Consider the following 26,693-nt stretch of genomic DNA (forward strand, 5'->3'; position numbering starts at 1 on the left):
AATATCAACGACGGGATGCAACTGCCTACTGATCTTCATCGTGATCGGGCAGTTTTTCGCGCATGGTGACGAATTCTTCCGCCGCCGTGGGGTGAATGCCCACCGTGGCGTCGAACTGGGCCTTGGTGGCGCCGCATTTCAGCGCCACGGCAAAACCCTGCACGATTTCCGGGGCGTCGTCGCCGACCATGTGACACCCCACCACGCGCTGGCTGGCGCGGTCCACGATCAACTTCATCATGGCATGGGATTCGCGCCCCGACAGGGTGTGTTTCATGGGGCGAAAGCGCGACATGTAGATGTCCACGTCTCCGCGCTCGCGGGCTTCAACCTCCGTCAGTCCAACGGTGCCGACCGGCGGCTGGCTGAACACGGCGGCGGGCACGTTTTCGTAATCCATCGGCGTCGGGCGGCCTTCGAACTGGGTGGCGACAAAAGCCATGCCTTCGTTGATCGCTACCGGCGTCAGTTCGATGCGCGAGATCACGTCGCCGAGCGCAAAGATCGACGGCACCGAGGTCTGGAAATATTCATCCACCACCACCGCGCCCTTGTCGGTGAGCGTCACGCCCACTTCTTCAAGGCCCAGGCCCTTGGTGTTGGGGGTGCGCCCGGTGGCGTAAAAGACCTTATCGCAGTCGATGATTTCGGTGCCGTGCAGACGCACGGAATATCCATCCCCTTCGGGTTCGATCGAGCGTACCACGCATTCGCGGTGGATGGTGATGCCTTGCTTTTCCATTTCGGCGGCCAAGGCTTCACGGATGTCTTCGTCGAAACCGCGCAGGATATTGCCCGCGCGAATGATGATGGTGACGTCCGCGCCGAGCGCATTGAACAGACCCGCGAACTCGACCGCGATGTAGCCGCCGCCGACGATGACGATGCGCTTGGGCAATTCGTCCAGATCCAACGCCTCGTTGGACGTGATGGCGTGCTCGATCCCCGGCACGTCCGGCAAGTGCGGCCAGCCGCCGGTGGCGATGAGGATGCGTTTCGCCGTATAGCTCTTGCCGCCCACCTCGACAGAATTGGGGCCGGTGACCACGCCGCGCCCGTCCAGCAGATCGACATTGTTTTCGCGCAGGATGCGCCCATAGATGCCTTCCAAGCGATTGAGCTCGGCGTTTTTATTGGCAATCAGCTCGCCCCAATCGAACGACGGTTCCGCCACGTCCCAACCGAACCCACGTGCGTCGCCGAAGCTGTGAGCGAACGACGATGCGTACACCAGCAACTTTTTGGGCACGCACCCGCGCATCACGCAGGTGCCGCCGACGCGGCTTTCTTCCACCACCGCGACTTTCGCGCCGGTGCGCGCCGCCATGCGCGACGCGCGCACCCCGCCGGAACCGGCGCCGATGGTGATCAGATCGTAATCGAATTTGGACATGTCGTTGTTCTCAACTGTTCGGGGATTGAGCGTTCGGTATCTTTATATAGTCCCGTGCGGCGATCTTTAAATGCCGCCGATGCACAGGTATTTGACCTCGACGAATTCTTCGATGCCGTACTTGCCGCCTTCACGCCCCAGACCGGATTCCTTGACCCCGCCGAACGGCGCGACTTCGGTCGAGATGATGCCTTCGTTGATGCCGACGATGCCGTATTCCAGTTCTTCGGCGACTCGGTAGACGCGCCCGACATCACGAGCATAGAAATACGCCGCCAGGCCGTATTGGGTGTCGTTGGCCTTGGCGATGACATCGGCTTCATCGCTAAAGCGGTACAGCGGCGCCACCGGGCCGAAAATTTCTTCGCGCGCACAGGCCATGTCGCCGGTCACGTCGGTCAAGATGGTCGGGGTGTAGAAGGTGCCGCCCAGTTCATGGCGCGCACCTCCGACCACCACCTTGGCGCCTTTGGCCACCGCATCGGCGACCAGCTTTTCGACCTTTTCAATCGCGGCGGCGTTGATCAGCGGGCCTTGGGAAATACCGTCGTCAAAGCCGGAACCGACTTTCAACTCGCCCACCGCGACAGCCATCTTTTGCGCAAACGCGTCATAAACGCCGTCTTGTACGTAAATGCGGTTGGCGCAGACGCAGGTTTGCCCGGCGTTACGATATTTCGACGCCATCACCCCGGCCACCGCCGCGTCCAGGTCGGCATCGTCGAACACGATGAACGGCGCATTGCCGCCCAATTCCAACGAGACTTTTTTGACCGTGTCGGCGCACTGCTTCATCAACAGTTTGCCCACCGCGGTGGAGCCGGTGAACGACACCTTGCGAACGGTCGGGTTAGAAGTGATCTCTGCGCCGATCTCTTGGGGAATACCGGTAACCACGTTGAACACGCCTTTGGGAATGCCCGCGCGTTCCGCCAGCACCGCCAAGGCCAGCGCCGAATAGGGCGTGTCTTCGGCGGGTTTGGCGACCACGGTGCAGCCCGCCGCCATCGCCGGGGCACACTTGCGCGTGATCATGGCGTTGGGGAAGTTCCACGGCGTAATCGACGCCACCACACCGATCGGCTGCTTGATCACCTGAATGCGGCGGTTGGGGGCGTTGGTCGGCACGGTTTCACCGTACAGGCGCTTGGCCTCTTCGGCGAACCACTCGATAAAAGAAGCCCCGTAAACGATTTCGCCCATCGCCTCGGTTAACGGCTTGCCTTGCTCGGCGGTCATCAGGCGGGCCAAATCTTCTTGGTTTTCCATCACCAGATCGAACCACTTTTTGAGCAGTCCCGCACGTTCCTTGGCCGTCTTGGCACGCCACGCGGGCAGCGCGGCATCGGCGGCGGCAATAGCGCGCGCGGTTTCCGCCCGGCCCATTTCGGGCACGGTACCCAACACATCGCCGTTGGCAGGATTGGTCACGGCAAAAGTCGCGGTGTTGTCCGCATCGACCCAAACGCCGTTGATGTAGGCTTGTTGGCGGAACAGGGCGGTGTCTTTCAAGTCCATGGGAATCTCCGGGGAGGTTGTGGTGCCGACTGAATGTGCGCCGCAGTATAGCCCCGCAGAGAGCGCCTGTTAACCACGCACGCGCGACCTTTTCCACTATCAAAGCGTATTAATTTGTATTTCACACGGCCATGCTCGAATGTGGCTTGAGGTTCTAGCTTGTGGAACGTTTAGGCTCGCGAAATGGAACCTCATTTGAACGCATTTTTATTGTCCCGTCGCCAACTGCTGCTCAGCGGCGGAGCGTTCGCGCTTTCTACAGTGGCCCCGCGCCTCTCGCGCGCCGCACCGCACAGCATCTTGCGCGCCGCGCCGCACACTTCGCAAATTCTTCCCAGCGATTGGCCTGCGACGCCAACGTGGGCGTATTCGGCACAAAATCCAGGGCCCGTCTTGCGCATCAAGCAAGGCGAACGTCTGCGCGTCCTGCTGCAAAACGACCTGGACCAACCGACCACCGTGCACTGGCACGGCCTGCGTCTTCCCCACGCCATGGACGGCGTGCCGGACGTCACCCAAGCGCCGGTTCAACCGGGCGAAACGTTCCTCTACGATTTCATCGCCCCGGATGCGGGAACCTATTGGTACCACCCCCATGTCAACAGTTCCGAACAAGTCGGACGCGGTCTGCATGGCGCACTGATCGTCGAAGAACCCAATCCTCCCGAAGTCGACCGCGATGAGGTGTGGGTGCTCGACGACTGGCGTCTGGATCGCGATGGCGCCATTCGCAACGATTTTCAACGCGCCATGGACATCAGCCACGGCGGTCGCTCAGGCAATGTTGTGACCGTCAACGGGCGCATACCCGAACCTTTACAGGTGCGCAAGAACGAACGCATCCGCCTGCGTTTGATCAATGTCGCCAACGCCCGCATTTTCGGCCTCAATTTCGAAAATCACGATGTCCACGTGATCGCCATCGACGGCCAACCGGTGACACCGCATACGCCGCAGTACGATATGGTCCTGCTCGCCCCCGGCCAGCGCGCCGATGTCATCTTGGACTGTACGGGCGAGGCCGGGTCCAGCCACCGCATCATCGACGCCGCCTACCAAGACGATGCGTCGCTCCTGCAAAACATCGTCTATGACCCAGGCGCACCGGTGCGCGAAAACGCCCCCGGGGCGGTGCCGACGCTTGCGCCCAATCCCTTGGCGGAACCGGACCTCAACAACGCCGAACATCACGACATCACCATCAGCGGCGGGGCCATGGGCGCGATGCAGGGCGCAATCTACAAAGGAAAATATCTGCCCATCGACGAACTGGTTCAAGACATGCGCATCTGGGCGCTCAACGGGGTCGCCGCGCACACCACCGCGATGCCCCCGATGCTGAATTTCACCTTGGGTAAAAGCCACATCATCACGGTCAAAAACGACACCGTGTTTCCCCACCCCATGCATCTGCATGGGCATGCATTCCGCATTCTGTCTCAAGACGGCGCACCCGTCCCCCACACACCATGGGCCGATACGGTCTTGCTCAACGGACGCGGCACCGCAGAAATCGCGTTGGTCGCCGACAATCCCGGCGATTGGCTGTTTCACTGTCACGTGCTGGCCCATGTTCAGGGCGGCATGACATCCATTATTCGTGTCGCTTAAAGATACCGCAGGAAAGAAGAAAACCATGAACGTCTTACGCTTGCCCTTGATCGCGATCACCACCGCCGTTGCGTTGAGCGCGTGCGGCGACAACCTGGACCGTGCCGACGCGGGCAATTCCGAAGCGGTGGCGCTGGGTGAAAAGCTCTACGCCGAAAATTGCGCCGAATGCCACGGCGCGGACCTCAAGGGCCAGCCCAACTGGCGCGAAACCAAAGCCGATGGCACCCTGCCCGCACCGCCCCACGACGACAGCGGTCACACCTGGCACCATGACGATCAGTTGTTGTTCAAGTACACCAAACTGGGCGGGGCCGGGGTCGCGCCACCGAACTTCAAAAGCGCCATGCCAGGGTTCGGCGCCAACTTGTCGGATCACGAGATTTGGGCGGTGTTGAGCTACATCAAAAGCCGCTGGAGCCTCCAGGCTCAGGCGCGCCAAGCAGGTCTCAACAAATAAGAACCATTCCAGGTTTCTATGGTTTTCAACAGCTTGCTTGACCTTACAGCAACTGTAACCCCTACGCTTTAAGGATCGGAGCTCCAGTGAGTTCCAGCGACAAGGTTCGGAATCTGGCCTCAGATCCCCCCCCTTGTCCCCCTTGCAAACTTTCGACGCGCTGGTTCGCCAGCGCGTCTTTTTTTTCAGCTCAACCCATCCAGCAGCGTTTTCCGCAGTTTTCGATCGCGCTTCAGATGCCATTCGCGGCTCATCGCTTCGCCGCGATTGACATAGCGTTCGGCGTACAACAAGGACCACGTGCGGCCGCGTGTGGACTTGGCGCCTTTGCCAGCATTGTGGGTTTGCAGCCGCGCATCCAGATCGGTGGTCCACCCCACATAGGTACGCGGACCACCGATGCCGTTGCTGCCGAGAACGTAAACGAAGCTGCTCATCCCATCAGCTTAGCGGTGATGGGTTATTCAACCGTTACCGATTTGGCGAGATTGCGCGGTTGATCCACGTCGGTGCCTTTGATGCATGCGGTGTGATACGCCAACAGCTGCACCGGGATGGCGTAGAGGATCGGCGCGACGAACGGATCGACTTGCGGCAACGCGATGGTCGCGGCGGCAAGCTTGCCGAGTTTTTCCGCCCCCGGCCCGTCGGACAGGAAAATCACCCGCCCACCGCGCGCGATCACCTCCTGCATGTTCGAGGCGGTTTTTTCGAACAATTCATCGGTCGGTGCGATCACGATCACCGGGACGTTTTCGTCGATCAAGGCAATGGGGCCGTGTTTCATTTCGCCCGCCGCGTAGCCTTCGGCGTGGATGTAACTGATCTCTTTGAGCTTCAACGCGCCTTCCATGGCGATGGGATACATGCTGCCGCGTCCCAGATACAGGACGTCGCGGGCTTCGGCCACTTCGGCGGCCAGTTCCTTGAGCCGCTCGTCATGGTTCAACACATCGGCGGCAATGGCCGGAACCTCGATCAAGGCTTCCATCAAACGCGCTTCGCAGTCGTGCTCGATGGTTTTCTTGGCGCGGCCCATGGCGATGGCAAGGCACGCCAACACCACCAACTGGGTTGTGAAGGCCTTGGTCGAAGCCACGCCGACTTCCGGCCCCGCGTACGTCAGCAGCGTGCCGTCGCTTTCGCGGCTGATGGTGCTGTCGGGCACGTTGACGATGGACAGAATATGCTGCCCCTTATCGCGCGCATGGCGCAATGCGGCCAAGGTGTCCGCCGTTTCGCCCGATTGCGACACGAACAGCGCCGCGCCGCCCTCGGCCAAGGGCGCATCGCGGTAACGGAATTCGGATGCGACATCGACCTCGACCGGAATGCGCGCCAACTTTTCGATCCAATAGCGCGCCGTCTGGCATGCATAATAAGAGGTTCCGCACGCGATCATCGTCAGGCGCGTGACGCCCGCCAGGTCGAACGGCAATTCCGGCATGGTGATGGTGCGATCGGCCGGGTTGATAAAGCCCGACAGCGTGTCGCCGATGACCTGGGGCTGCTCGTAGATTTCCTTGAGCATGAAATGGCGATAACCGCCCTTGCCGACCGAGGCGTTGGAAAGATCGCTGATGCGCACCGCGCGTTCGACCGGTTCATCGGCGGCGTTGAAGATCTCCGCCCCATCCTTGCCAAGCACCGCCCAGTCACCGTCTTCGATGTACATCACCTTGTTGGTCAGATGAGAAAGCGCGATGGCGTCGGAGCCCAGATACATCTCGCCCTCGCCCACGCCGATGGCCAGCGGACTGCCGCGCCGCGCGCCGATCATCAGGTCGTGCTCGCCGGCGAAAATGATCGCCAACGCGAACGCTCCGTGCAGACGTTTCAGCGCCTTGGCGGTCGCGTCTTTCGGGCTCAGTCCTTCTTCCAGATACGCGGTGATCAGATGCACCACCGCTTCGGTGTCGGTGTCGGATGCGAACACATGGCCTTTGGCGGTTAGCTCTTCTTTTAATTCCTGAAAGTTTTCGATGATGCCGTTGTGCACCATCGCGACCCGGTCGGTAATGTGGGGGTGGGCATTGGCTTCATTGGGGATGCCATGGGTGGCCCAACGGGTGTGACCGATGCCGACCGCGCCGCTCAACGGTCGCGCTTGCAAAACCTCTTCCAGGTTCTTGAGCTTGCCCTCGGCGCGGCGGCGGTCGATGCCGCCGTCCACCAACGTCGCGATACCGGCGGAATCGTAGCCGCGATATTCCAGACGTCTCAAGCCTTCAAAAATCTGCGAGGTCGCTACGTTCTTGCCGATGATGCCGATGATGCCGCACATGTGCCGGGGTCAGTCTTTCTTCTGTTGGTCTTTTTGGGATTGCTTGCGCTCGCGATAACGTTGCGCCGCGCCGCGAGCGTTCTTTTGTTCAGCGCGGGTGGTGACGATATCGTTTTCGCCGACATCGCGGGTGATGGTCGAGCCCGCGCCAACGATGGCGCCCGCGCCGACGTTGACCGGCGCGACCAGCGCGGTGTTGGAGCCGATGAACGCCCCCGCACCGATGATGGTTTTCGATTTCAAAAAGCCGTCGTAATTGCAGGTGATGGTACCCGCCCCGATGTTGGCCCCCGCGCCAATGTGCGCATCGCCGATGTAAGTCAGGTGGTTGACCTTGCCGCCCGCATCCACGGCAGCGTTTTTGATTTCGACGAAATTACCGACCCGCGCGCCTTCGCCCAAGGTGGTGCCGGGACGCAAGCGCGCGAACGGCCCGATGATCGCTCCCGCTTCGATGTGCGCGCCTTCGAAATGGCAAAAGGCTTTGATGTGCACATTGTTGCCGACCGTCACGCCGGGGCCGAAAAACACATTAGGCTCGATCAACACTTCTTTGCCGATGCGGGTGTCATAAGAAAAATAGACCGTCGACGGATCGACCAGGCTCGCGCCGCCCTTCATGGCTTTTTCGCGCAAGCGGTCCTGGGCGATGGTTTCGACCAAGGCCAGTTCGATGCGGGAATTCACGCCGATCAGTTCTTCTTCCTCACCCTCGACCACGGCGCAATTGAAACCGTCTTCGCGCGCCAGGGCAACGCAATCGGTCAGGTAATATTCGCCTTTAGCATTGTCGTTGTTCAGTCGCGACAGCAGAGACGGCAAAAACTCGCCGTCGAAACACATCACCCCGGAATTGCACAACGGAATATCAAGCTGTTCGGGCGTGGCGTCGTTGGCTTCGACGATGGCCAGCAGGTCGCCGTCTTCTTCATCCACGATCAGGCGGCCATAAGCCCCCGGCTCGCCGGGCATGAAGCCCAACACCACCACGGTGGGGGCGAAACGGCCCTCGATGGGCTGGCGGGCTTCGAGCATGGCGTTGAGCGTTTGCTCGGAAATCAGCGGCGTATCACCGTAAAGAACCAAGACGTTGCCCTTAAACGAATCCAGCGCGTCCATGCCCGCCTTGACCGCATCGCCGGTACCCAGACGTTCGTATTGCACGGCGGTGGCGTGCGGGGCCACGGCGGCTTCCAGTTCCGGCATATCCGGGCCCACCACCACCACGATCTTTTCCAGGCTCAGTTTCGCCAGGGTGTCCAACAGATGATTGACCATCGGATGCCCGGCCACCGGATGCATAACCTTGGGCAGTTCGGACTTCATGCGCGTGCCGAGACCGGCGGCGAGAACGATGGCGGCAGTTTTCTTATTTGACATTCGTGGCGACCCACCTACATATCCGGGGAAGTTTTCGATCATATTGTATGGGGCGCAAGGTGCCACATGCTGGGCCTCCCCGCCAAGTCAAAGATTACTACGGATTATTTCATTATGAATGAACAAAAATTGGGGGCCATCAGCGCCCTGATCTTCGACCTCGACGGGACCCTCATCGACAGCGCCCCCGATTTGCAAGCCGCCGGCAACCGCATGCTGGTCCCCTTGGGGCGGCGCGAGGTCAGCGTTGAAGAAGTGCAGATGATGATTGGCGACGGGGTGCCCAAGCTGGTGGAGCGCTGTTTCGAAGCCACCGGCGACATCCCGCCCGAAGACGAGTTTCAAAAACACGTCGCGGCGTTCATCAAGGATTATGAGCCCCGCTCCGCCGAACTGACGGTGGCCTTCGACGGTGCCGTGGACATCCTGGAAAAGCTCAAGGCGACCGGCATCAAGCTGTCGATCTGCACCAACAAACCCTATGGCGCGACCATGGAAATTCTTTCCAAACTGGGTTTGGCGCACTATTTTGACGTGGTCATCGGCGGCGACACCCTGCCCGGCATCAAAAAGCCAGATCCGCGTCACTTGTTGGCCGCGCTGGATAAAATGGGCGTCGAGCCCGCCCGGGCGGCCATGGTCGGCGACAACGGCAACGATGTGCAAGCTTCGCACGCAGCGGGCCTTCCCGTGGTCTTGTTGAGCCACGGCTACACCAAGATCCCGGTGGCGGAACTGGGCGCGGAAGCCGTAATCGACCGTTTCGCGGACCTGGAAGCGGCGCTGGCGAACCTCGCTTAAACCACCCGCACAGCCAAAGGCCCGAAACCCACCTTGACAGGGGAAACATAGGGCCTTATACCGCCGGAACCGACACCATCGGGCGCGTAGCTCAGCGGGAGAGCACTCCCTTCACACGGGAGGGGTCACTGGTTCAATCCCAGTCGTGCCCACCATCGAAACCCCAAGGGAAACCTTGGGGTTTTGTTTTGCCTGACACATCAGGCGATGAGATGGCGTTTTTTCATCGCACATCAGTTTCACGAGAAACCGTGATGGTTTCATTGTTGCGGATCAGCGAAACATATCCTCGGTACGTTCCCGACTGCCACCTCGGCGTTTTCAAGCGCAAGCCGCTGAACGCGAAATAGCGGGCCTTGTTGGCCTTGAGTGGAATGCGCTGATTGTGGATTTGGTGCCCCTCTGGATCGGTAATCGTGATGACGATTTCATCACCGGCGCGGATCCTGAAAAATTCCGCCCACACAACCATGGCCGACGACGACGCATCGAACGCCTGATCTTGATATTGCCCGTCGCGGATGGCCTTCAGATCCGGTTTTCCCGGCGCAAATCCGACGTTATAGATCGCGGTCGGTTGGTAGGGCAATTTCGCCAGAGTTTGCGCATCCCACAGCGTGTTTTCTCCAATACCGCAAGTTTGGGTGCGATCCAGACCGGCAAAGGGATCGACGATTTCAGCCCCCCGCTCGACCTGAAAATGCAGATGGGGAAACACGGTCTGGCCGGACAAACCCACCATGCCCAATTGCTGTCCGCGTTCCACACGATCGCCGGTATTGGCCATCACGCTGTTTTGACGCATGTGACAGTATTGGGTGATGAGGCCGTTATCGTGGCGGATTCGCAGACCGTTGCCGCACTCTTGATTGGCGACGGAGGCGTCTTTGACGCCTTCGAAACTGATGTCTGCCATCCCGTCGCGCTTGCCGATGACCTGTCCGGATGCGGCGGCGAACACCGCCACCCCCTTGCGCACTGCGGCCATGTCGCGAACCGCGAAATCGGTGCCTTTGTGCTGGTCACCGGGGGGGGCGTCGTAGGTGGCGTCGCCACAATTGTAATCTAACGTCCCCGGGCCGGGTTTGAGATCGACATAATTCACGACCCAGCACGTCGCACCCGGCTGACAATCGACGGGCAGGGCGAGCGTAAAATGATCTTCACCAGCCTGAACCGCCAAAACCGGCATGCCAACAAGGCAAGCAACAACGGCGAACACGCGGATGAAATGATGGCTCATGAGGCCTCTGCGGCTTTGATGAAGGACTCGATATCGCCGTAAAACCGGCTTTCAAAGGCGCGAATCTTGTCGTCGGGCCAGTTCCACCACTGGGTCTTTTCCAATGCGGCGATCTGCGGGGCGCTGAAACGCTTTCTCACCACCTTGGCCGGATTGCCAACCACAATGGCATAAGGCTCGACATCCTTGGCGACCACCGCACCCGCGCCGATCACCGCACCGTTGCCGATGGTCACGCCGCTCAAGATCATCGCCCGTGCGCCGACCCACACATCGTGGCCGATGGTGACGCCACCTTTGCTCACCGCGTCCTGATCGCCGTGTCCGGGATGCAGGAGCATGGTGCGCAGAGGATATGTCGATGGCAAATCAAGAGGGTGATCGGCCTTGGAAAAAATCACCACGCCGAAACCGAACGAACAAAAATTGCCGATGGAAATCGGCGCGTCCGGCGACAGCCCCTGAAAGGCGTTGCGGTCCAAGCCGTAAGTGCCCCGGCCGATGGAAACGTAATCGGGCAAGATGTCGCGGCTGCGTTTGCCGCCGAACAGTCGTTTGAGTTTTCGCATCAGCTTCGACATCAATCCGCTCCGTTTCGGATTTGATCGTACGCTTGTTTGAGCGCATTGCGAAAGCCCATTGCTGGGCTAAAACCGACCTCATCGCGCAAGCGGGTCGCATCCGCCACCAGCACCGGCGGGTCGTCCGGGCGGTCTGCAAACGCCCCCAGGCGCACCAGTTCTGGGTGGCCGGAAAACTCACCCAGCGTCGTGGCGACCTCGGCGATGGTGTGCGGCTCGCCGGTGGCGACGTTGACCGCGCCTTCGACGTCGCTCATCAACAAAGCACTGAACCCCCAACCAACGTCGCGCGCAGACATGAAATCGCGCACCTGAACCCCCGACGAACATTTCGCCTCGCGCCCGGCGTTCAGCGCCAAGACGATCGACGGGACCAGACGGTTTTCGTTTTCGCCGACACCGTAAAGCAAGAACACCCGCCCCCAGGCCTGGCTTAATCCCGTCTCTGCCGCATACGCCGCCAGCCAACGCGAAAATTCCAGCTTGCTCTGCCCATATAAGGTGTGGGGCTTAAGCGGTGTTTCGTTTTCTCGGCACACACCATCGCCCAACCGGGTCCAATCGTATTCGGCGCACGATCCTGCCATCACCACACGGGTGCCGCCTTGGCTGCGAAATGCTTCAACCAAACGCTGGGACGCCAATTGCCAATCGTGATTTTGCGGTGCGTTCCAAAATTGCCCGTGCTCCGTCACCCATGCCAAATGCAGCAAGTGTGTCGCCTTCACCTCTTCGGCCAAACGTTCCACGGCTCCCGGCGTCAACAGATCGCAATTGTGCCAAATCACACCCGGCGGTGACGATGCCGGCCGGGCGCGCGCCACACCGTGAACCTCAAGCCCTCGCGCCACCAATGCCGCGATCGCGTGTTTGCCGATCAAGCCCGTCGCACCAGTGACCAATACGCGTGTCATGTGTCATCTCTAAAGTCGGGAAAAGTTGCGTCGCGATCCGAGATTATGCTGGGGGGCAGTGGCCACTCAACGCCAAACGCCGGATCATTCCAACGCACGCCGCGCGCCAAACCGGGAACGAAGGTCTCGCCCATTTGGTACTGCACCAAGGCGTCATCGCAGAGCGTGATGAAACCGTGCGCACAGCCGGGTGGGACGAACAAAGCCTTGTGATTGTCGGCCGTAAGCTCAATGCCGAACCACTGGCAAAATGTCTTTGAGCCTTCGCGGATGTCCACCACCACGTCGAAGATAGCACCCTGGATGCAACTGACCAGCTTCGGGTCTGGGTTCGGTTGAGCCTGGTAATGCATCCCGCGCAACGTGCCTTTTTGGGCGTTGTACGACAGATTACTCTGCACGATATTCAGCGTCAGTCCGGCATCCGCGAATGCTTGGCGGCAAAAACTGCGCGCAAAAAAACCCCGCTCGTCATGAATGGGCTCGATCTCGATAAGCGCCGCGCCTTCAATTTCCAGCGGAGTTAATTTCATCACCACACCTCGATTTCCGGTACGGCGACGACGAACTTTCCGCCCCAAGCTTGAATATGGCTGAGTTGGGCTGAAACTTCGGCGCGGATATTCCACGGTAAGATCAACACGTAATCGGGTTGAGCAGAGTCGATGTGATCGGGGGCAAGGATCGGGATCCGACTGCCAGGCAGGTACTTGCCTTGTTTGGCGGGGTTACCGTCGCACACGAACTCGATGAGGGCCGTATCGACATTGGCGTAATTTAGCAACGTGTTGCCTTTGGCCGCCGCACCGTAAGCTGCCACAGTTTTGCCGTCCAATGCCGCCGCATCGAGAAACGCCAACAGCCCTTCGCGCACGCCTTCGCATTTGGCCTCGAAGCCTTCGTAGGTTGCCCGCGCGTTCAGACCGGCAACGCGTTCCTTAACGCGCACGAATTCCACGCCCGGCTGTTCGGCGTGCGCGGCGCTGTTTGATTTGCACGCGTACACTCTGAGTGAACCGCCGTGGGTGGTCAGTTCTTCGACGTCAAAAACCTTCAGCCCACACTCACCGAAGATCCGCTCCACCGCCAACAGCGACAAATACGAATAGTGTTCGTGATAGATGGTGTCGAACTGCACCAGATTGAGCAGGTTCAAAAGGTGCGGGAACTCAACCGTCATCACACCGTCGTCGTTGAGCAAAATCGCAAAGCCTTCGACGAAACTGCGGATGTCGGGGACATGGGCAAGAACATTGTTCGCCGCCATCAGGTCCGCGCCGTGACCGGCCGATTTGAGACGCGTCGCGGTTTCGGCGTTGAAGAACGCAACTTCGGTTTGCACGCCCTTTGCTCGCGCCGCTTCGGCGCAGCCCGCCGCCGGATCGACCCCCAAAACCTGAACGCCTGCGTTCACGAAGTGTTGCAACAAATAGCCGTCGTTGCTGGCGATCTCGACCACCTTGCTGCCGGCTCCCAGCCCGAAGCGATCGATCATGGCGTCGGCATAGGCCTTCGCGTGTGCCACCCAGCTCGCGGAATACGATGAAAAATAGGCGTAATCGGCGGTGAAGATCTGGTCAGCCGGCACGTCGTCGGCCAACTGCACCAGATGACAGTCCTCACACACCACGGCGTGCAGCGGGAAGGCTTTTTCCTCCGCTTCGGCGCTCGGCAGATAACTGTTCGATGGCGGTTGATGGCCCAAGTCGACCAAGCTCAAGGTGATGTCGGAACCGCAGAACCGGCACGTGCAAAGGGGGGTGGTCATAGTTCGGCTCCGTACTCTTTCAATTGACGAGCGGTCAACTCACGCGCATCCGCACCGTTCAAAAATGCCCCATACCAATCGGCGGTGAGACGCACCGCGTCGTCCACATCCAAACGCGCCGACCAGCCCAACACTTCGCGCGCCAAGGTCGCGTCCACCGACAGCAAGGTCTTTTCCTTCAGCTTCGACGGCTGAACATCGGGATCCATATCTTGGCCCAAAGCCGCCATCATCTTATCCGTGATCGCGCCGACCGTGGCACTGGGGCCCGGTGGCGGACCGAAGTTGATGGCGCGCGGGGTCGCGTCGGGTTGGCTCATCAAGCGTTCGATGTACATCAGATAGCCCGCGTTTAAATCCAATACGTGCTGCCACGGCCGGGTCGCATCGGGACTGCGCAAGGTCAGTTTCTCGCCGCCGGCCAAGGCACGATAAATGTCGGGAATCAGCCGGTCTTCGGAAAAATCACCGCCGCCGATGACGTTGCCCGCACGCGCCGTGGCGATCACCGCGTCGCGATCGTAAAAATAGCTTTTCGCCCACGACTGGGTGACGATCTCCTGGCACGCCTTAGACGCCGAATAGGGATCGTCCCCGCCTAACGGCGCGTCTTCGGCGAACGCTTCGCCGTCATCGGTATTTTGATAGACCTTGTCGCTGGTGATGATCAACGCCGCACGCAAATGGTTTGCATCCCGCAGGGCCTCCAACAAATTGATTGTGCCCATGACGTTTGACGCCACCGTGTCCACCGGTTCGCGGTACGACCGCCGCACCAAGGCTTGGGCCGCCATGTGGATGACGATTTCCGGATCAGCCTCAGCCACCGCGGCACGAACCGCTGCACCGTCGCGTACGTCGCCGATGGTGGATCTGAGCCCCGACCACGGCGACAACAAATCGAACAGGCTTGGATCCGTTTCCGGCGCCAGCCCATAACACCAAACCTGAGCGCCCAGACTTTCCAGCCACAGCGCCATCCAGGTGCCCTTGAAACCCGTGTGCCCCGTCAAAAACACCCGCTTGCCGCGCCAAAACTCCGGGGTGATATGGATACTCATCAAACGGTTCCTTCCGGTCGCGCACGGGTGGTGGTTTTCGATGCGGGCCTGCCCCGCATGTAGGCCAGAGCCCCACAAAAACGCGCCGCATCGCGGTACGCCTTTTGAGGCCGAAATAGCAACAGGGCCTTGAGCCCAAACCTTAGCACTTGCCGCCAGCCCAGCACCCGCGCGGCGGCGGGACTGTGGTGCTTGGCCTCGAAATATAACCGAGACCACGACAAGTTGTAGAATTTTTCCCAAAGGCGATCCCGGCCGCTGCCGATGGATCCGCCACCGATGTGATGCGCCACAGCATCGGGCACGACCAAGACCTTGAAACCTGCTGCCATCAAACGCAAACAGATGTCGTCGTCTTCATGATAAAGAAAAATGGCGTCGTCAAAAAAGCCCACCGACTTGAGCGCAGACATGCGCACCAAGTTCACCGCACCCGATACCACCCAGGTACAAAAGCTGCCTTCCGGTTTGGGCTCGGATTTACGGTTGCCGGGCATTAAATCGCGCTGAAACAGCGGCCCGTTCCACGCTCTGTCGAAATCGCCGTCGGTGCCGACCAAAAGCGGCGACAACAGGCCTGCATCGGCATTGACGTCGGCTTCGGCCACCAAGCTTGCAAGCGCTTCGTCGACAAATTCGGCGTCCGGATTCATCAGCAGCGCGAATTCGGTTTGCACCAGGGCCAGCCCTTGGTTGGCTGCATTCCCGTATCCGACGCCAACCGGGTTTTCGATGATTTCGGCCCTGGGCATGCGCTGGCGTACGATATCGAGGGTATCGTCGGCGCTTTCATTGTCGATCACAATGATGCGCGTAGCGCGCGCTACGCTGTCAAGACACGGCCCAATGACGGCGCCGGAATGGTGGGTGACGATGATGGTCGTCGTCCGCGCCCAGGCTTCCTCGGCACCGCCCTCAACAGATGTCATGCTTCAGTCCCAGGTTTTCCAGGGCGCTCGGCCACTGGTCCACAAATCATCGAGCATGCGTTTTTCGCGCAACGTGTCCATCGGCTGCCAAAAGCCCTCATGATGGAATGCACTAAGTTGGCCGTCTTTGGCGAGACCTTCCAGCGGTTCGCGCTCCCATATGGTGTCGTCGCCGACTATGCGGTCCAGGACACCGGGCTCCAAAACGAAAAAGCCACCGTTGATGAAGTCGCCTTCACCGGCCGGCTTTTCGACGAAGGCTGTAACTTGATCGCCATCCAGGCGTGTTGCGCCAAAACGCCCCGACGGGCGCACCACCGTCACAGTGGCGTCGCGGCCTTGTTTTTTGTGAAAGGCCAGCAACTCGGTGATGTCCACGTCCGACAAGCCGTCTCCGTAGGTCATGCAGAACGGCTGGTCGGCATCGAGATAGCGCGCAACACGCTTAACCCGGCCACCGGTCATACTGTTGGGGCCGGTATCAACCAACGTCACGCGCCAGTCTTCGGCATCTGTGGCGTGATAGGTGATTTCGTTCTTCGCCAAATCCAACGTCACATCGGAACGGTGCAGGACATAGTTGGCGAAGTACTCCTTGATCATGTAGCCCTTATAGCCCAGACAGATGATGAAATCCGTCAAACCGTGAGAGGCATACATCTTCATGATGTGCCACAAGACCGGCATACCGCCAACTTCAACCATTGGCTTGGGCCGCAGGTCGGATTCTTCAGCTATACGGGTCCCAAATCCCCCGGCGAGAATGACGACTTTCATGAACGATCCCCAGATCAAAATAAAAAACAAATTGGCCGCAAACCCGTAAGCCTTGCGAAACCTTGCCTCCTTTTAACGAACTCCGGCTTGGCTCACAAGCGTGTGCTCAGGCTTTTGCCTGGCTTTTGTGCCAATTCCAGGCCGTTTCGACGATGACATCGAGATCGCTGCGCTCAGGGGTCCAATTCAGAACCGACTGCGCCTTGCCTACATTCGCCACCAACATCGGCGCATCACCGGGACGGCGGGGTTGTATTTGGACATCGAAATCAGCGCCTGAAACGCGTTTCACGGAATCGAGAACTTGGCGCACGCTGGTCCCCACGCCCCCGCCGAGACAAAACGCTTCGAGCCCCGCTTGTCCGGCGAGCAACCGATCCAAAGCCTTGACGTGCGCGGTCGCTAGGTCCGATACGTGAATATAATCGCGCACACAGGTGCCATCAGGAGTGGCGTAATCGTCGCCGTAAATGAACATCCCCGCTCGCTGCCCCAAAGCAGCCTGGCAGGCGATGGGGATCAGATGGCTTTCCGGGTCATGGGCTTCGCCGAGTTCGCCGTCGGGGTCAGCGCCAGATGCGTTGAAATAGCGCAGCGCCGTCGCGTTCAACCCGTGGGCGGCGGCGAAATCCGCCAACATTCCCTCCACCACCGCTTTGGTCTTGGCATAGGGGCTGATCGGTGCGATCGGCGAAGTTTCTGTGATCAACGCGTCGCCGACATCGCCGTGCACCGCACAGGTGCTGGAAAAAACTATGTCGCGAACGCCTGCGCGGCTCATCGCTTCCAACAGATTGAGGGTACCGGTGACGTTGGTGCGGTAGAAATCCTCAGGCCGCTTGACGGATTCACCCACCTCGATCAAAGCCGCGAAGTGCATCACCGCAGCGGGTTTGTGCGCCGCGATCACGGCGTCCAGTGCCGCCGGGTCGAGCACGTCGCCCACCACCAACGGCCCCCATTTGGCCGCCCAATCGTGGCCGTTGCTGAGATTATCGAAACTGACCGGGGTGTAGCCCGCCGCCGCCAGCGCCTTACACGCATGAGAGCCGACATATCCGGCGCCGCCAGTGACGATCACTTTAGTATTCATCGTGCCTCACAACCCTTTAATTCGGACAACATTCTATATCCCACGGACGTAGACAATCTCAATCATTTACCCATTTTTTCTGCTCTAAACGCCCCCCGACAAACCACCGCCTCAGCTTGACGTTCTAACACTATTCACGTAACGTATCAGTCACGATCGAGAAATGATCGTTTTGATTTTTTTTCAAAATCCCCTCCACCTACATGAGGGATGAGAGCAAGAAGGCTCGACCATATTATGACTGGCACTCATGGCAAAACCCATAAGCCTGTTCCATCCACGCTTGGGCCCGCGCCTGTTAACGACGCCGCCTCATTAGCGCCCCTCTCATATGGCCGCCAATCCATTGACCAAGCGGACGTTCAGGCCGTCGTCGATGCCTTGAACTCCAACTGGCTGACCACGGGCCCCGAGGTTCAACGCTTTGAACAAGAGTTCGCACATGCCACTGGCGCCAAGTACGCCGTTGCCTGCTCCAGCGGCACAGCTGGTTTGCATTTGGCGACCATGGCTCTAAATCTGGGCTCAGGTGACAAAGTCATCGTCCCGACGATGACTTTTCTGGCCACAGCGAATGCCGCCCTTTATGTCAACGCAGACGTTGTGTTTTGCGATGTCGATCCGACCACGGGCCTTATGACTGCAGATACCTTTCGCGCGGCCCTGGACGGTGTGGACAACGTCAAGGCCGTGATTCCGGTTCACCTAGCTGGGCAATGCGTGGACATGCCGGCAATCCGTAAACTCGCGCAGCAACATGGTATCGCCGTCATCGAAGACGCCTGCCACGCACTTGGCGCGAACATATTCGACGCCATGGGCGCCATCACCCCGACTGGATCGTGTGCGATGAGCGAGATGTCGGTATTCTCGCTGCATCCTGTAAAGACCATCACCACCGGCGAAGGCGGCATGGTCACCACCAATGACGAAGAACTCTATAAGCGTCTTAAAAGCATGCGCATCCATGGCGTAACGAAAGACGCCAATGAGTTCAAAAACCCCCACCTGGGACTGGACGCTTCCGGCGCGCCCAACCCCTGGTATTACGAAATGCACGAACTGGGCTACAACTTGAGAATTAGCGACATCAACTGCGCATTGGGGCGCAGCCAATTGAAAAAGCTATTTAGATTTGTCCAGCGCCGCCAGCAACTTACATCACTATACGATGAACTTATCGCCCCCCTGAATCCGGCGGTCAGGCCACTCACACATATGAACAATGGCACCCCGGCCTGGCATCTTTACGTGGTCTTAATTGACTTCGAAAAAATCGGCGTCAGTCGTTCCACCGTTATGCATAGGATGTCTGACATGGGGGTTGGAACTCAGGTACATTATCTACCGGTTCATCACCAGCCCTACTATCAAGAACGGTATGGCGTGAAAGATTTTCCGGGGGCTGATGCGTATTACGCGCAATGCCTATCCATTCCCCTTTACCCCGATCTACAGGATGAAGATGTTGTGAGGGTTGTTGAGGCTTTAAAGGCCGCCACCGGCTTGCGCTAATCCCCCCCTGAAAATCCCTTCGTTTTTATTGCGCACAAGGTCTCAGTTCTATTTGTCTTCCGCATTCTTTCCGGCGTCATAAAGGTCTGCCCCATACCACACCGGCGACTTGACGCCATATGTTCGAAAGCTATATGCTCGGCATAACGTTCAGGGTGTGAACGGTGCAATTTTGCAATTGATTGCAATCACTATCAAAGGTGAAATTCGACAAGCCATGTCAGATGCCCCAATGAAACACGAAGATGAAATCACCCTTAACGTTCTATCTTCCGTGCATGAAAATCATGAGGTTACGCAACGCAATTTGGCGAATGAGCTCGGTATCGCTCTTGGCCTGACCAACGCTTATCTTAAGCGGTGTATTCGTAAGGGCTTGATCAAAGCTCAGCAAATTCCTCGCAATAGATATGCCTACTATCTCACTGCCGAAGGCTTTTCAGAGAAAAGCCGCCTTACAGCGCAGTACTTAACAACATCCTTTAATTTTTACCGACGCGCGCGATCTCAATGCGAAGATATCTTTATGCTCTGCGTCGAAAATGGCTGGCATCGCGTCGCATTGCATTCAATCAGCGATCTGACGGAAATCGCACTGCTTTGCGCAAACAATCACGACGTTCACCTTCAATGCGTCATTGATCCGGATTGCACACAAGATCTTTACCACAACGTGCCTGTTTTGGCGGATCTGCCGGAACAGGACAGTTTTGATACCATTGTCATCACCAACTTGACCAACGCTCAAGGCACGTACGATGACTTAGTGGCACGCTTCCCCCAAAAGCCCATCTTGGCCCCCGAGTTTATGTGTATCAGCAAAAACAAAAGAGATCTTTGACATGCTGCGCTGGTATGTCGCGTACACCAAGCCCAACTCCGAGCACAAAGCCCAAATAAACATCAATGCGCAAAATTTTACGGTTTTTTTGCCGCAGTATCTCAAAAAGCGTCGGCATGCCCGCAAAACGGAAACCGTCGCCACCCCTCTTTTCCCCCGATATATTTTTATTCAATTTGATATCGAGTGTCATCAATGGCGCAAATTGGCGTCTACCATTGGCATAAGCCATATCGTAAGCGAGGGCGACCGTCCGACACCGATCCCCGATTCGGTCATTGAATACATTCGCGCTCGCACGAATTCCGAAGGCTACATCGACATGTTGCCCGAAAAACCTTTAGCCAAAGGTGACAAGGTTCGCATTACAGAAGGCCCGTTTAGCGACATGGAAGGCATTTTCGACAGTTATAGCGCGAACAATAGAATCCACATTCTACTCAACATCTTAGGCCAAAATACGCGGGTCAAAATCTCATCGTCGTTTATCGCCGACCCATGAAAAACGTTTCTTGTGCTCGACATGCCAAGGCATCCACACTCACCCCCTGCAAGCCCGACCCAAGACATTGATTTAATTTAATATTTAGCTTGTTTTTGAGCACACAAACATACCCCTTGACTTGACCGTTCGCAGCATGAACACTGGCGCAATTGCAGCTGGAAAGCGCCTTCAGGCGCTTTCACCCGGCCTGCGGTAGCTTGCCTGGAACCTTGCTTGGCCTGCACATCGCCCCTGTCGCTTACGCACGTTTCGTCACGCGCAATGCCGCACTCCCCGTGCAGGCATATCATGGCTGTAGCGTGCCCACACAATGTACAGTGCGGTTCATTTGCGTTACTCCTTGAGCGCATATTCTTTTGAAATAGACACAAATCACGAGAGTTAGATGCACACCATCATGCACAATTTTGAAACGCCGCAGCCCGATTTGAATGGTAAGAACATACTGGTTACAGGGGGCACAGGCTCATTTGGCAAAGCGTTCAGTCACGCTGTGCTCAAAAAGTATAAACCCAACAAGCTCATCATTTATTCGCGTGATGAACTCAAGCAATATGAAATGGCGCAAGAGTTCAGCCAGTACGACACCAACATCTTGCGTTTCTTTATTGGCGATATTCGAGACCTCGACCGCCTCGAAATGGCGATGCGCGACGTTGATATTGTTATCCACGCCGCAGCGTTGAAACACGTCCCCGCCGCCGAATACAATCCCTTTGAGTGCATCCATACCAACGTCATTGGTGCCGAAAACCTTGTCAAAGCGGCGATCCGGTGTGGCGTAGACAAGGTCGTCGCATTGTCGACTGATAAAGCAGCAAGTCCGCTAAACTTGTACGGCGCGAGCAAACTTGCTTCCGACAAAATTTTTGTTGCCGCAAACCACTTAAGCGCCGGCATGACTAAATTCTCCGTCGTGCGCTACGGCAACGTCTTTGGCTCACGCGGCAGTGTGATTCCCTTCTTCCAAAAACTGATCGACGAAGGCGCCGATCACCTGCCCATTACCGACCCAAGAATGACGCGTTTTTGGATTACACTGGAACAAGGCATAAACTTTGTTATCTCCAGCATGGCGATGATGAAGGGCCGCGAGCTGTTCATCCCCAAAATCCCCAGCATGAAAGTGGTCGATATCGCAACCGCGATGGCCCCCAACCTGGAACAACGCGTCATCGGCATTCGCCCCGGTGAAAAACTTCACGAAATCATGATCACCGAAGATGACGCCCGCAACACCGTGATGCTGACCGACCGCTTTATCATTAAGCCAACGATCATGTTTGACAGCGAAGTTGAATGTTATGAAAACGAAATTCCCGTTGCGGAAGACTTTTCGTACTCGAGTGACAACAACACTGAATGGCTCAGCGTTGAAGATTTTGCATCCTTACTCGATTAACAAAAACTGAAACGTCAAAACTCTCGTTGTGAACACGATACTCATCACTGGCGCCACAGGCCTTCTCGCACCATATCTTGCCGAAACCATGCAAAGCATGGGCAGGGTCGTTACCACGTCGCGTAGCGGTGGTGATGTTTCGTGCGACCTGACCGACACTTTGGCCGTTCAGCAGCTGTTTCAAAACTTACGCCCCAACATTGTCATACATACTGCGGCGTTGACCGACGTTGACCGATGTGAGGCGGAACCTGAAGAAGCAAAACGCCTCAACCATGTCGCCTGCGAAACATTGGCCGCATTATCGTCAGAACATAAGGCGCGACTGGTATATATCTCCACCGACCAAGTGTACTCGGGACGGCATAAAGACAATTCAGAAACCGATCAACCTGCCCCGGTCAATGTGTATGGTTCGTCAAAACTTGCCGGTGAACAGGCCGTGATGTCCAACGGGCGCAACCTTGTTTTTCGGACCAATATGTTTGGCCCATCGCGAACTCCCGGACGTATGAGTCTCAGTGATTTCTTTTTCGCCAAACTCAAACGTCAAGAACCTCTGATGCTGTTCGCCGATATGTACTTTTCCCCTTTGCACATGCAAACGCTAAGCGACTATGTCGCACAGAGCATTCGCAAAGAAATCCACGGGACATACAATCTGGGCAGCCGTTGCGGGTTATCGAAAAAAGACTTCTGTATCGCAATTGCCCGCCTTTTCGGTTTCGATACCGCCAACACCCGGGCGGCCAGCGGCCTCGACAATTCTGACCGCGCGCCCCGCCCCGCGGACCTCCGCCTAAATGTCGAGCGAATTGAAAAGGCCCTTGGCGTACAAATGCCGACACTCATAGACGAAATCGAAAAGCTGACCGAGCAAGCCTCTCAATAGACCCACCAGGAAATACGAAATGCGCACGTGCACAAAATGCGTCATGCCGGAAACCGCTGAAACTCTTGAATATGATGACAGTGGTCAATGCTCGGTATGCAGTCAAATCGAATATAAAAACACCAAAGTCGACTGGGACGCGAAAGGGCGTGAACTGGACGAAATCATCGAGTCCGTTCGCGGCAAGTACGATTACGACTGCATCGTGCCGTTCTCTGGCGGCAAAGACTCAACGTTTCAACTGTGGTATTTGGTGCGCGTCAAGAAACTCAAGCCGCTGGTCGTACGCTTTGACCATTCGTTCATGCGTCCGAAACTGATTGAGAACAACCTGCGCACTTTGCGCACGCTTGGCGTCGATTGCCAAACCTTCACGCCAAACTGGCAAGTCGTTCGCAAGTTGATGTATGAATCCCTCAAGCGTCGCGGGGACTTCTGCTGGCACTGTCATACCGGTATTTTCGCATATCCCATGTGGGTTTCCGTATGGCAGAACATCCCCCTGGTGATTTGGGGAGAACCTTCGTCTGAATACACCTCGTTTTATGAATATGGCGAAGATGAGGAAGTCGATGAGCGGCGCTTCAACACCCTCGTCAATCTCGGCATCAATGCCGAAGACATGCTCGGCATGTTGAATGACAAAGTGTCTGACTACCCCATTACCGAACGCGATTTAAAGCCTTACACCTTCCCGCCAGCACGCGAAATTCGCTCGCGCAACATCCGTTCGATCTGTCTTGGTTCGTACATTCCTTGGGATGTCAAAAAGCAGGTGAAAATCATTGAGGATGAGTTGGGCTGGGAAGGCGACGAAGTCGAAGGCGTTCCGCCTGGGTATGAGTACGAAAAAATTGAGTGCTATATGCAGGGACTGCGTGATTACACCAAGCATCTTAAACGTGGTTTCGGGCGCACCGCGCATTTGACGTCGATCGATATTCGAAATGGACGGATGACGCGCGACGAAGCCGTGGAGCTTACGGAAAAATACGACGGCAAGCGCCCCTTCGCTCTCGACCTTTTTTTGCATTATCTTGGCATCACAGAGGAAGAGTATTTCGAGCTCGTGCGGCCGCACCTCGTGCCGCCACATGAATTCCCGGACGAAGAGACACGTCAACGCAATCGTGCCGAAAAGCCCCCTTCGGACTTCGACAAGTGGACCCGCATCACCGGCGATCGAAAAAAAGACGGTAAATCGAAACCATAATGAACATTTCGATTGTTGACTACGGTGCGGGCAACATCGCATCCGTCCAAAACGCCGTTTACATGGCGGGTTATGAGGCAGATGTCGCGCACACCCCGGAAGATGTCCTGAAGGCCGACCGCATTATTTTGCCGGGTGTCGGCGCCGCTGGAAAAGCCCTCGCGCACCTTCGCGCCACTGGCCTTGCCGCAGCCTTGACCGAAACGGTACGGGGCAAGGGGCGTCCTATGCTCGGCATCTGCTTGGGCATGCAACTTCTGGCCACGACCTTGCACGAATATGGTGAGCATGAAGGCTTGGGGTGGATCGAAGGCGATGTCGTGGACCTTCACAGCATCCCCGGCGCAGGCCCTCATATCCCCCATACCGGCTGGAACGTGGTGACGCCCACGGAACACGCCGCCTTCATGTTTCAGCGTATACGCCGCGATGCAACGTTCTACTTCAATCATTCGTTCACATTGCGCACACCAAACGACGACGTTGTCGCCGGCATCACGTCCCATGGGGTTCCTTTGGTCGCAGCCATTCAAACCGAGACGGTTTTCGCTGTGCAATTTCATCCTGAAAAAAGCCAATTGAACGGCGACCATTTGATTTCCGCCTTTCTGTCTTGGGCCCCATGATGAACTTTCCCACTTCAACCTCGGCGCCCTTGGCGCAAAGCACCGTCAAAAAGCGGCTCATCCCCAGCCTGCTGCTCCAAAAAGGCCGTTTGGCAAAAGGCGTGCGTTTTGCGGATTGGCAGGATGCGGGACGCGCGGACACCACCGCAAAAGCCCACAACGCCCAAGGCGCAGACGAGCTTATAATCCTCGACATCGAAGCCTCGCGAGAAGGTCGGGGCCCTGACCTCGAGACCATCGAAAAGGTATCGCAGGAATGTTTCATGCCCCTCACCATCGGCGGAGGGATTTCATCACTCGACATCGCCCAGCAGTGTTTTGCCAGAGGCGCCGATAAAATATGCGTAACGACAACTGCCTTGCGCAATCCTGAACTGATTTCCGAGCTTGCTGAAACGTTCGGCCGTCAGGCGATCGTGCTCGGCATCGATGTTATGCAAGACGGTGACACCTGGAGCCTCTACGACTTTTGCGAACACGCTCCCGTGAAAGATCGCGACTGGAAAGATTGGCTTGTCGAGGGCGTGGCCCGTGGTGCAGGCGAAGTCCGCCTGATGTCGGTGGGACGGGAAGGCACCCGTAGCGGGATGGATATCAGCCTGTTGAAACAGGCCCGCCCCCTGGTGGACGTCCCCATTATCTTGGATGGTGGGGCCGGAACGCTGGACCATCTGGAAGAAGCCTTGCGCGCGGACGCAGATGCCGTTTGCGCCGGCACCATGTTGGTTTTCTCCGATAACAATCTGGTCAAGGTCAAACGATATCTGGCCTCGAAAAACATCGATATGCGGCTTTAGCCCCGTCTAACGGACATGACAAAAAGTGAAACTCTCACGGCCATTTTTCGTTGCGACGCGGGTCCCCGTCTCGGTGGCGGCCATGTTATCCGCTGCTTAACGCTGGCCCATGCGCTCAAGCAGGAAGGCTGGAATATACGGTTTGCCGTGTCCCCGCAAACCCTAGACATCGTGCCGCAACTCGCCCAAAGCGACATGACTTACGTCGAAGTTGATAAAACACCCGACGCCTTCATGGCTCCATTTCAAAACGGCTGCCACTTGGCCGTCATAGATCACTACGAATGGAACGGCGAGCATCACCGGCGTTGCAAGGGATGGGCGCAACGTATCTTGGTGATCGACGACATGGCGAACCGGTCTTACGAAGCCGACTTTCTGCTGGATCAAACCATTGGCCGCGCGCCGCAAGAATATATCGGCAAAGTTCCATCCGCCTGCCGGGTGATGACTGGGGCTAATTACGCGCTGCTACGACCAGAGTTCGCCGAAAACCGACAAACAGCTATCACGTATCACACGACCCCAAGGGACAAACGGAAGATTCTCATCAGCATGGGCATGATGGATGCCGATGACCTGACCTCTACCGCGCTTCGGGGACTAGCCCAATTGACGGCGGATATCGAAGTCGATGTCGTACTGTCCAAAAGGGCTCCGAATATCGATAAGGTTCGCTCTCTCTCACTACCGAATCACATCCGCATGACCATCCACGCCGACGGGGGTGACATGGCGCAATTGATGTCGGCCGCAGATATCTCAATTGGCGCATCGGGTGTGACTTCGTTGGAACGGTGCAGCCTAGGCCTGCCTTCCGTCACGGTTGTGCTGGCGGACAATCAAGCGCGCATCGCCGAAGAAGTGGCCGAGGCTGGCGCTTCGATCAATTTGGGTTGGCACGGCGACGTCACCCCTGGCGACATTGCCGAAGCCGTCCGGCGATTGATGTCCGATGAGCCTCTGTATCTGCACATGGTGGACAAAGCCGCTGGGTTGTGCGATGGAACCGGTACTGCGCGCACAATTCAGACCATCCTGAGCGGTTTCGCCCAATAGCGTGGTTATCCTTAGGTTTTCTATGAAACG

General features: G+C 57.5%; 26 protein-coding genes and 1 tRNA gene. 13 read left to right on the forward strand and 14 right to left on the reverse strand.

The genetic code is table 11. The features are described from left to right. Positions 1-25 precede the first annotated feature (25 nt). Positions 26-1,393, reverse strand: coding sequence for a glutathione-disulfide reductase (gor, locus tag VIN96_RS08660; RefSeq protein WP_331895475.1), 1,368 nt, complete (start codon positions 1,391-1,393; stop codon positions 26-28). Between the two features lie 66 nt (positions 1,394-1,459). Next, positions 1,460-2,911: an NAD-dependent succinate-semialdehyde dehydrogenase gene (locus VIN96_RS08665; RefSeq protein ID WP_331895476.1), complete on the reverse strand. Its 1,452-nt coding sequence runs from the start codon at positions 2,909-2,911 to the stop codon at positions 1,460-1,462. A gap of 195 nt (positions 2,912-3,106) precedes the next feature. Between VIN96_RS08665 and VIN96_RS08670 the strand changes: the two genes are divergently transcribed. Beyond that, on the forward strand, positions 3,107-4,522 hold the full coding sequence (locus tag VIN96_RS08670) for a multicopper oxidase family protein (RefSeq protein WP_331895478.1): 1,416 nt from the start codon (positions 3,107-3,109) through the stop codon (positions 4,520-4,522). A gap of 25 nt (positions 4,523-4,547) precedes the next feature. Then, positions 4,548-4,982, forward strand: coding sequence for a c-type cytochrome (locus VIN96_RS08675; protein WP_331895480.1), 435 nt, complete (start codon positions 4,548-4,550; stop codon positions 4,980-4,982). A 185-nt stretch (positions 4,983-5,167) separates the two neighbouring features. On the opposite strand, the gene VIN96_RS08680 is transcribed toward VIN96_RS08675, so the two are convergent. From VIN96_RS08680 to glmU, 3 genes are read right to left on the reverse strand one after another with little or no spacing between them, the layout of a single operon-like run. After that, positions 5,168-5,419, reverse strand: coding sequence for a GIY-YIG nuclease family protein (locus tag VIN96_RS08680; RefSeq protein WP_331895482.1), 252 nt, complete (start codon positions 5,417-5,419; stop codon positions 5,168-5,170). Positions 5,420-5,442: 23 nt separating this feature from the next. Then, positions 5,443-7,266, reverse strand: a complete 1,824-nt coding sequence (glmS, locus tag VIN96_RS08685; protein WP_331895483.1) for a glutamine--fructose-6-phosphate transaminase (isomerizing) — start codon at positions 7,264-7,266, stop codon at positions 5,443-5,445. Between the two features lie 9 nt (positions 7,267-7,275). Next, positions 7,276-8,646: a bifunctional UDP-N-acetylglucosamine diphosphorylase/glucosamine-1-phosphate N-acetyltransferase GlmU gene (gene glmU / locus VIN96_RS08690; RefSeq protein WP_331895485.1), complete on the reverse strand. Its 1,371-nt coding sequence runs from the start codon at positions 8,644-8,646 to the stop codon at positions 7,276-7,278. Between the two features lie 114 nt (positions 8,647-8,760). Between glmU and gph the strand changes: the two genes are divergently transcribed. Both gph and VIN96_RS08700 read left to right on the forward strand, forming a co-directional pair. Further along, the gene (gene gph, locus VIN96_RS08695) at positions 8,761-9,447 is read left to right on the forward strand and encodes a phosphoglycolate phosphatase (RefSeq protein ID WP_331895487.1); all 687 of its coding nucleotides are present in this window, start codon (positions 8,761-8,763) and stop codon (positions 9,445-9,447) included. 80 nt (positions 9,448-9,527) lie between these two features. Continuing rightward, positions 9,528-9,602 (forward strand) — tRNA-Val (locus VIN96_RS08700). Between the two features lie 68 nt (positions 9,603-9,670). Here the strand turns inward: VIN96_RS08700 and VIN96_RS08705 are convergent. The 9 genes from VIN96_RS08705 to galE all read right to left on the reverse strand — a co-directional run bounded on the left by VIN96_RS08705 (position 9,671) and on the right by galE (position 17,813). Next, positions 9,671-10,690 carry a M23 family metallopeptidase gene (locus VIN96_RS08705; RefSeq protein ID WP_331895489.1) on the reverse strand — a complete coding sequence of 340 codons (1,020 nt, stop codon included), beginning with the start codon at positions 10,688-10,690 and terminating at the stop codon, positions 9,671-9,673. Then, entirely contained in the window at positions 10,687-11,271 is a 585-nt protein-coding gene (locus tag VIN96_RS08710) for a CatB-related O-acetyltransferase (protein ID WP_331895490.1), read from the reverse strand. Before VIN96_RS08710 ends, VIN96_RS08705 begins: the two co-directional genes overlap by 4 nt. Further along, positions 11,271-12,185 (reverse strand): NAD(P)-dependent oxidoreductase, encoded by a 915-nt coding sequence (locus VIN96_RS08715; RefSeq protein ID WP_331895491.1) that lies wholly within the window; start codon positions 12,183-12,185, stop codon positions 11,271-11,273. Before VIN96_RS08715 ends, VIN96_RS08710 begins: the two co-directional genes overlap by 1 nt. Then, positions 12,182-12,718 (reverse strand): dTDP-4-dehydrorhamnose 3,5-epimerase, encoded by a 537-nt coding sequence (rfbC, locus tag VIN96_RS08720; RefSeq protein WP_331895720.1) that lies wholly within the window; start codon positions 12,716-12,718, stop codon positions 12,182-12,184. The genes VIN96_RS08715 and rfbC overlap by 4 nt, the downstream gene beginning before the upstream one ends. Continuing rightward, positions 12,718-13,953 (reverse strand): class I SAM-dependent methyltransferase, encoded by a 1,236-nt coding sequence (locus VIN96_RS08725; protein WP_331895492.1) that lies wholly within the window; start codon positions 13,951-13,953, stop codon positions 12,718-12,720. Before VIN96_RS08725 ends, rfbC begins: the two co-directional genes overlap by 1 nt. Then, complete coding sequence (rfbG, locus tag VIN96_RS08730; protein WP_331895494.1) at positions 13,950-15,014, reverse strand: CDP-glucose 4,6-dehydratase; 1,065 nt, start codon at positions 15,012-15,014, stop codon at positions 13,950-13,952. The genes VIN96_RS08725 and rfbG overlap by 4 nt, the downstream gene beginning before the upstream one ends. After that, on the reverse strand, positions 15,014-15,943 hold the full coding sequence (locus VIN96_RS08735; protein WP_331895496.1) for a glycosyltransferase family 2 protein: 930 nt from the start codon (positions 15,941-15,943) through the stop codon (positions 15,014-15,016). The genes rfbG and VIN96_RS08735 overlap by 1 nt, the downstream gene beginning before the upstream one ends. 3 nt (positions 15,944-15,946) lie before the next feature. Next, complete coding sequence (gene rfbF / locus VIN96_RS08740; RefSeq protein ID WP_331895497.1) at positions 15,947-16,720, reverse strand: glucose-1-phosphate cytidylyltransferase; 774 nt, start codon at positions 16,718-16,720, stop codon at positions 15,947-15,949. Between the two features lie 106 nt (positions 16,721-16,826). Next, the gene (galE, locus tag VIN96_RS08745) at positions 16,827-17,813 is read right to left on the reverse strand and encodes a UDP-glucose 4-epimerase GalE (protein ID WP_331895499.1); all 987 of its coding nucleotides are present in this window, start codon (positions 17,811-17,813) and stop codon (positions 16,827-16,829) included. Positions 17,814-18,050: 237 nt separating this feature from the next. On the opposite strand from galE, the gene pseC reads away from it, so the two are divergent. The 9 genes from pseC (at position 18,051) to pseG (ending at position 26,663) form a co-directional block, all read left to right on the forward strand. Next, a complete protein-coding gene (pseC, locus tag VIN96_RS08750) occupies positions 18,051-19,328 on the forward strand; it encodes a UDP-4-amino-4,6-dideoxy-N-acetyl-beta-L-altrosamine transaminase (RefSeq protein ID WP_331895501.1) in 1,278 nt (425 codons plus the stop codon). A gap of 157 nt (positions 19,329-19,485) precedes the next feature. Next, positions 19,486-20,169, forward strand: a complete 684-nt coding sequence (locus tag VIN96_RS08755; protein WP_331895503.1) for a winged helix-turn-helix transcriptional regulator — start codon at positions 19,486-19,488, stop codon at positions 20,167-20,169. Position 20,170: 1 nt separating this feature from the next. After that, positions 20,171-20,671: a transcription/translation regulatory transformer protein RfaH gene (rfaH, locus tag VIN96_RS08760; RefSeq protein WP_331895504.1), complete on the forward strand. Its 501-nt coding sequence runs from the start codon at positions 20,171-20,173 to the stop codon at positions 20,669-20,671. Positions 20,672-21,059: 388 nt separating this feature from the next. After that, the gene (pseB, locus tag VIN96_RS08765; protein WP_331895505.1) at positions 21,060-22,076 is read left to right on the forward strand and encodes a UDP-N-acetylglucosamine 4,6-dehydratase (inverting); all 1,017 of its coding nucleotides are present in this window, start codon (positions 21,060-21,062) and stop codon (positions 22,074-22,076) included. A gap of 28 nt (positions 22,077-22,104) precedes the next feature. After that, positions 22,105-22,968 carry an SDR family oxidoreductase gene (locus tag VIN96_RS08770; RefSeq protein ID WP_331895506.1) on the forward strand — a complete coding sequence of 288 codons (864 nt, stop codon included), beginning with the start codon at positions 22,105-22,107 and terminating at the stop codon, positions 22,966-22,968. A 19-nt stretch (positions 22,969-22,987) separates the two neighbouring features. Beyond that, positions 22,988-24,181: an N-acetyl sugar amidotransferase gene (locus VIN96_RS08775; RefSeq protein WP_331895508.1), complete on the forward strand. Its 1,194-nt coding sequence runs from the start codon at positions 22,988-22,990 to the stop codon at positions 24,179-24,181. Further along, entirely contained in the window at positions 24,181-24,807 is a 627-nt protein-coding gene (hisH, locus tag VIN96_RS08780; RefSeq protein WP_331895510.1) for an imidazole glycerol phosphate synthase subunit HisH, read from the forward strand. Before VIN96_RS08775 ends, hisH begins: the two co-directional genes overlap by 1 nt. Further along, positions 24,807-25,604 (forward strand): imidazole glycerol phosphate synthase cyclase subunit, encoded by a 798-nt coding sequence (locus VIN96_RS08785; RefSeq protein ID WP_331895512.1) that lies wholly within the window; start codon positions 24,807-24,809, stop codon positions 25,602-25,604. The genes hisH and VIN96_RS08785 overlap by 1 nt, the downstream gene beginning before the upstream one ends. 15 nt (positions 25,605-25,619) lie before the next feature. Further along, positions 25,620-26,663: a UDP-2,4-diacetamido-2,4,6-trideoxy-beta-L-altropyranose hydrolase gene (pseG, locus tag VIN96_RS08790; RefSeq protein ID WP_331895514.1), complete on the forward strand. Its 1,044-nt coding sequence runs from the start codon at positions 25,620-25,622 to the stop codon at positions 26,661-26,663. Positions 26,664-26,693 lie beyond the last annotated feature (30 nt).

This window comes from Magnetovibrio sp., assembly GCF_036568125.1.
GTDB lineage: Bacteria > Pseudomonadota > Alphaproteobacteria > Rhodospirillales > Magnetovibrionaceae > Magnetovibrio.

Excerpts from the sequence above, each read along its gene's own strand:
- gor (WP_331895475.1), bottom strand. The coding sequence starts at position 1,393 with ATGTCCAAATTCGATTACGATCTGATCACCATCGGCGCCGGTTCCGGC.
- VIN96_RS08665 (WP_331895476.1), bottom strand. The coding sequence starts at position 2,911 with ATGGACTTGAAAGACACCGCCCTGTTCCGCCAACAAGCCTACATCAAC.
- VIN96_RS08675 (WP_331895480.1), top strand. The coding sequence starts at position 4,548 with ATGAACGTCTTACGCTTGCCCTTGATCGCGATCACCACCGCCGTTGCG.
- VIN96_RS08680 (WP_331895482.1), bottom strand. The coding sequence starts at position 5,419 with ATGAGCAGCTTCGTTTACGTTCTCGGCAGCAACGGCATCGGTGGTCCG.
- glmS (WP_331895483.1), bottom strand. The coding sequence starts at position 7,266 with ATGTGCGGCATCATCGGCATCATCGGCAAGAACGTAGCGACCTCGCAG.
- glmU (WP_331895485.1), bottom strand. The coding sequence starts at position 8,646 with ATGTCAAATAAGAAAACTGCCGCCATCGTTCTCGCCGCCGGTCTCGGC.
- gph (WP_331895487.1), top strand. The coding sequence starts at position 8,761 with ATGAATGAACAAAAATTGGGGGCCATCAGCGCCCTGATCTTCGACCTC.
- VIN96_RS08705 (WP_331895489.1), bottom strand. The coding sequence starts at position 10,690 with ATGAGCCATCATTTCATCCGCGTGTTCGCCGTTGTTGCTTGCCTTGTT.
- VIN96_RS08710 (WP_331895490.1), bottom strand. The coding sequence starts at position 11,271 with ATGTCGAAGCTGATGCGAAAACTCAAACGACTGTTCGGCGGCAAACGC.
- VIN96_RS08715 (WP_331895491.1), bottom strand. The coding sequence starts at position 12,185 with ATGACACGCGTATTGGTCACTGGTGCGACGGGCTTGATCGGCAAACAC.
- rfbC (WP_331895720.1), bottom strand. The coding sequence starts at position 12,718 with ATGAAATTAACTCCGCTGGAAATTGAAGGCGCGGCGCTTATCGAGATC.
- VIN96_RS08725 (WP_331895492.1), bottom strand. The coding sequence starts at position 13,953 with ATGACCACCCCCCTTTGCACGTGCCGGTTCTGCGGTTCCGACATCACC.
- rfbG (WP_331895494.1), bottom strand. The coding sequence starts at position 15,014 with ATGAGTATCCATATCACCCCGGAGTTTTGGCGCGGCAAGCGGGTGTTT.
- VIN96_RS08735 (WP_331895496.1), bottom strand. The coding sequence starts at position 15,943 with ATGACATCTGTTGAGGGCGGTGCCGAGGAAGCCTGGGCGCGGACGACG.
- rfbF (WP_331895497.1), bottom strand. The coding sequence starts at position 16,720 with ATGAAAGTCGTCATTCTCGCCGGGGGATTTGGGACCCGTATAGCTGAA.
- galE (WP_331895499.1), bottom strand. The coding sequence starts at position 17,813 with ATGAATACTAAAGTGATCGTCACTGGCGGCGCCGGATATGTCGGCTCT.
- pseC (WP_331895501.1), top strand. The coding sequence starts at position 18,051 with ATGACTGGCACTCATGGCAAAACCCATAAGCCTGTTCCATCCACGCTT.
- rfaH (WP_331895504.1), top strand. The coding sequence starts at position 20,171 with ATGCTGCGCTGGTATGTCGCGTACACCAAGCCCAACTCCGAGCACAAA.
- pseB (WP_331895505.1), top strand. The coding sequence starts at position 21,060 with ATGCACACCATCATGCACAATTTTGAAACGCCGCAGCCCGATTTGAAT.
- VIN96_RS08775 (WP_331895508.1), top strand. The coding sequence starts at position 22,988 with ATGCGCACGTGCACAAAATGCGTCATGCCGGAAACCGCTGAAACTCTT.
- hisH (WP_331895510.1), top strand. The coding sequence starts at position 24,181 with ATGAACATTTCGATTGTTGACTACGGTGCGGGCAACATCGCATCCGTC.
- VIN96_RS08785 (WP_331895512.1), top strand. The coding sequence starts at position 24,807 with ATGAACTTTCCCACTTCAACCTCGGCGCCCTTGGCGCAAAGCACCGTC.
- pseG (WP_331895514.1), top strand. The coding sequence starts at position 25,620 with ATGACAAAAAGTGAAACTCTCACGGCCATTTTTCGTTGCGACGCGGGT.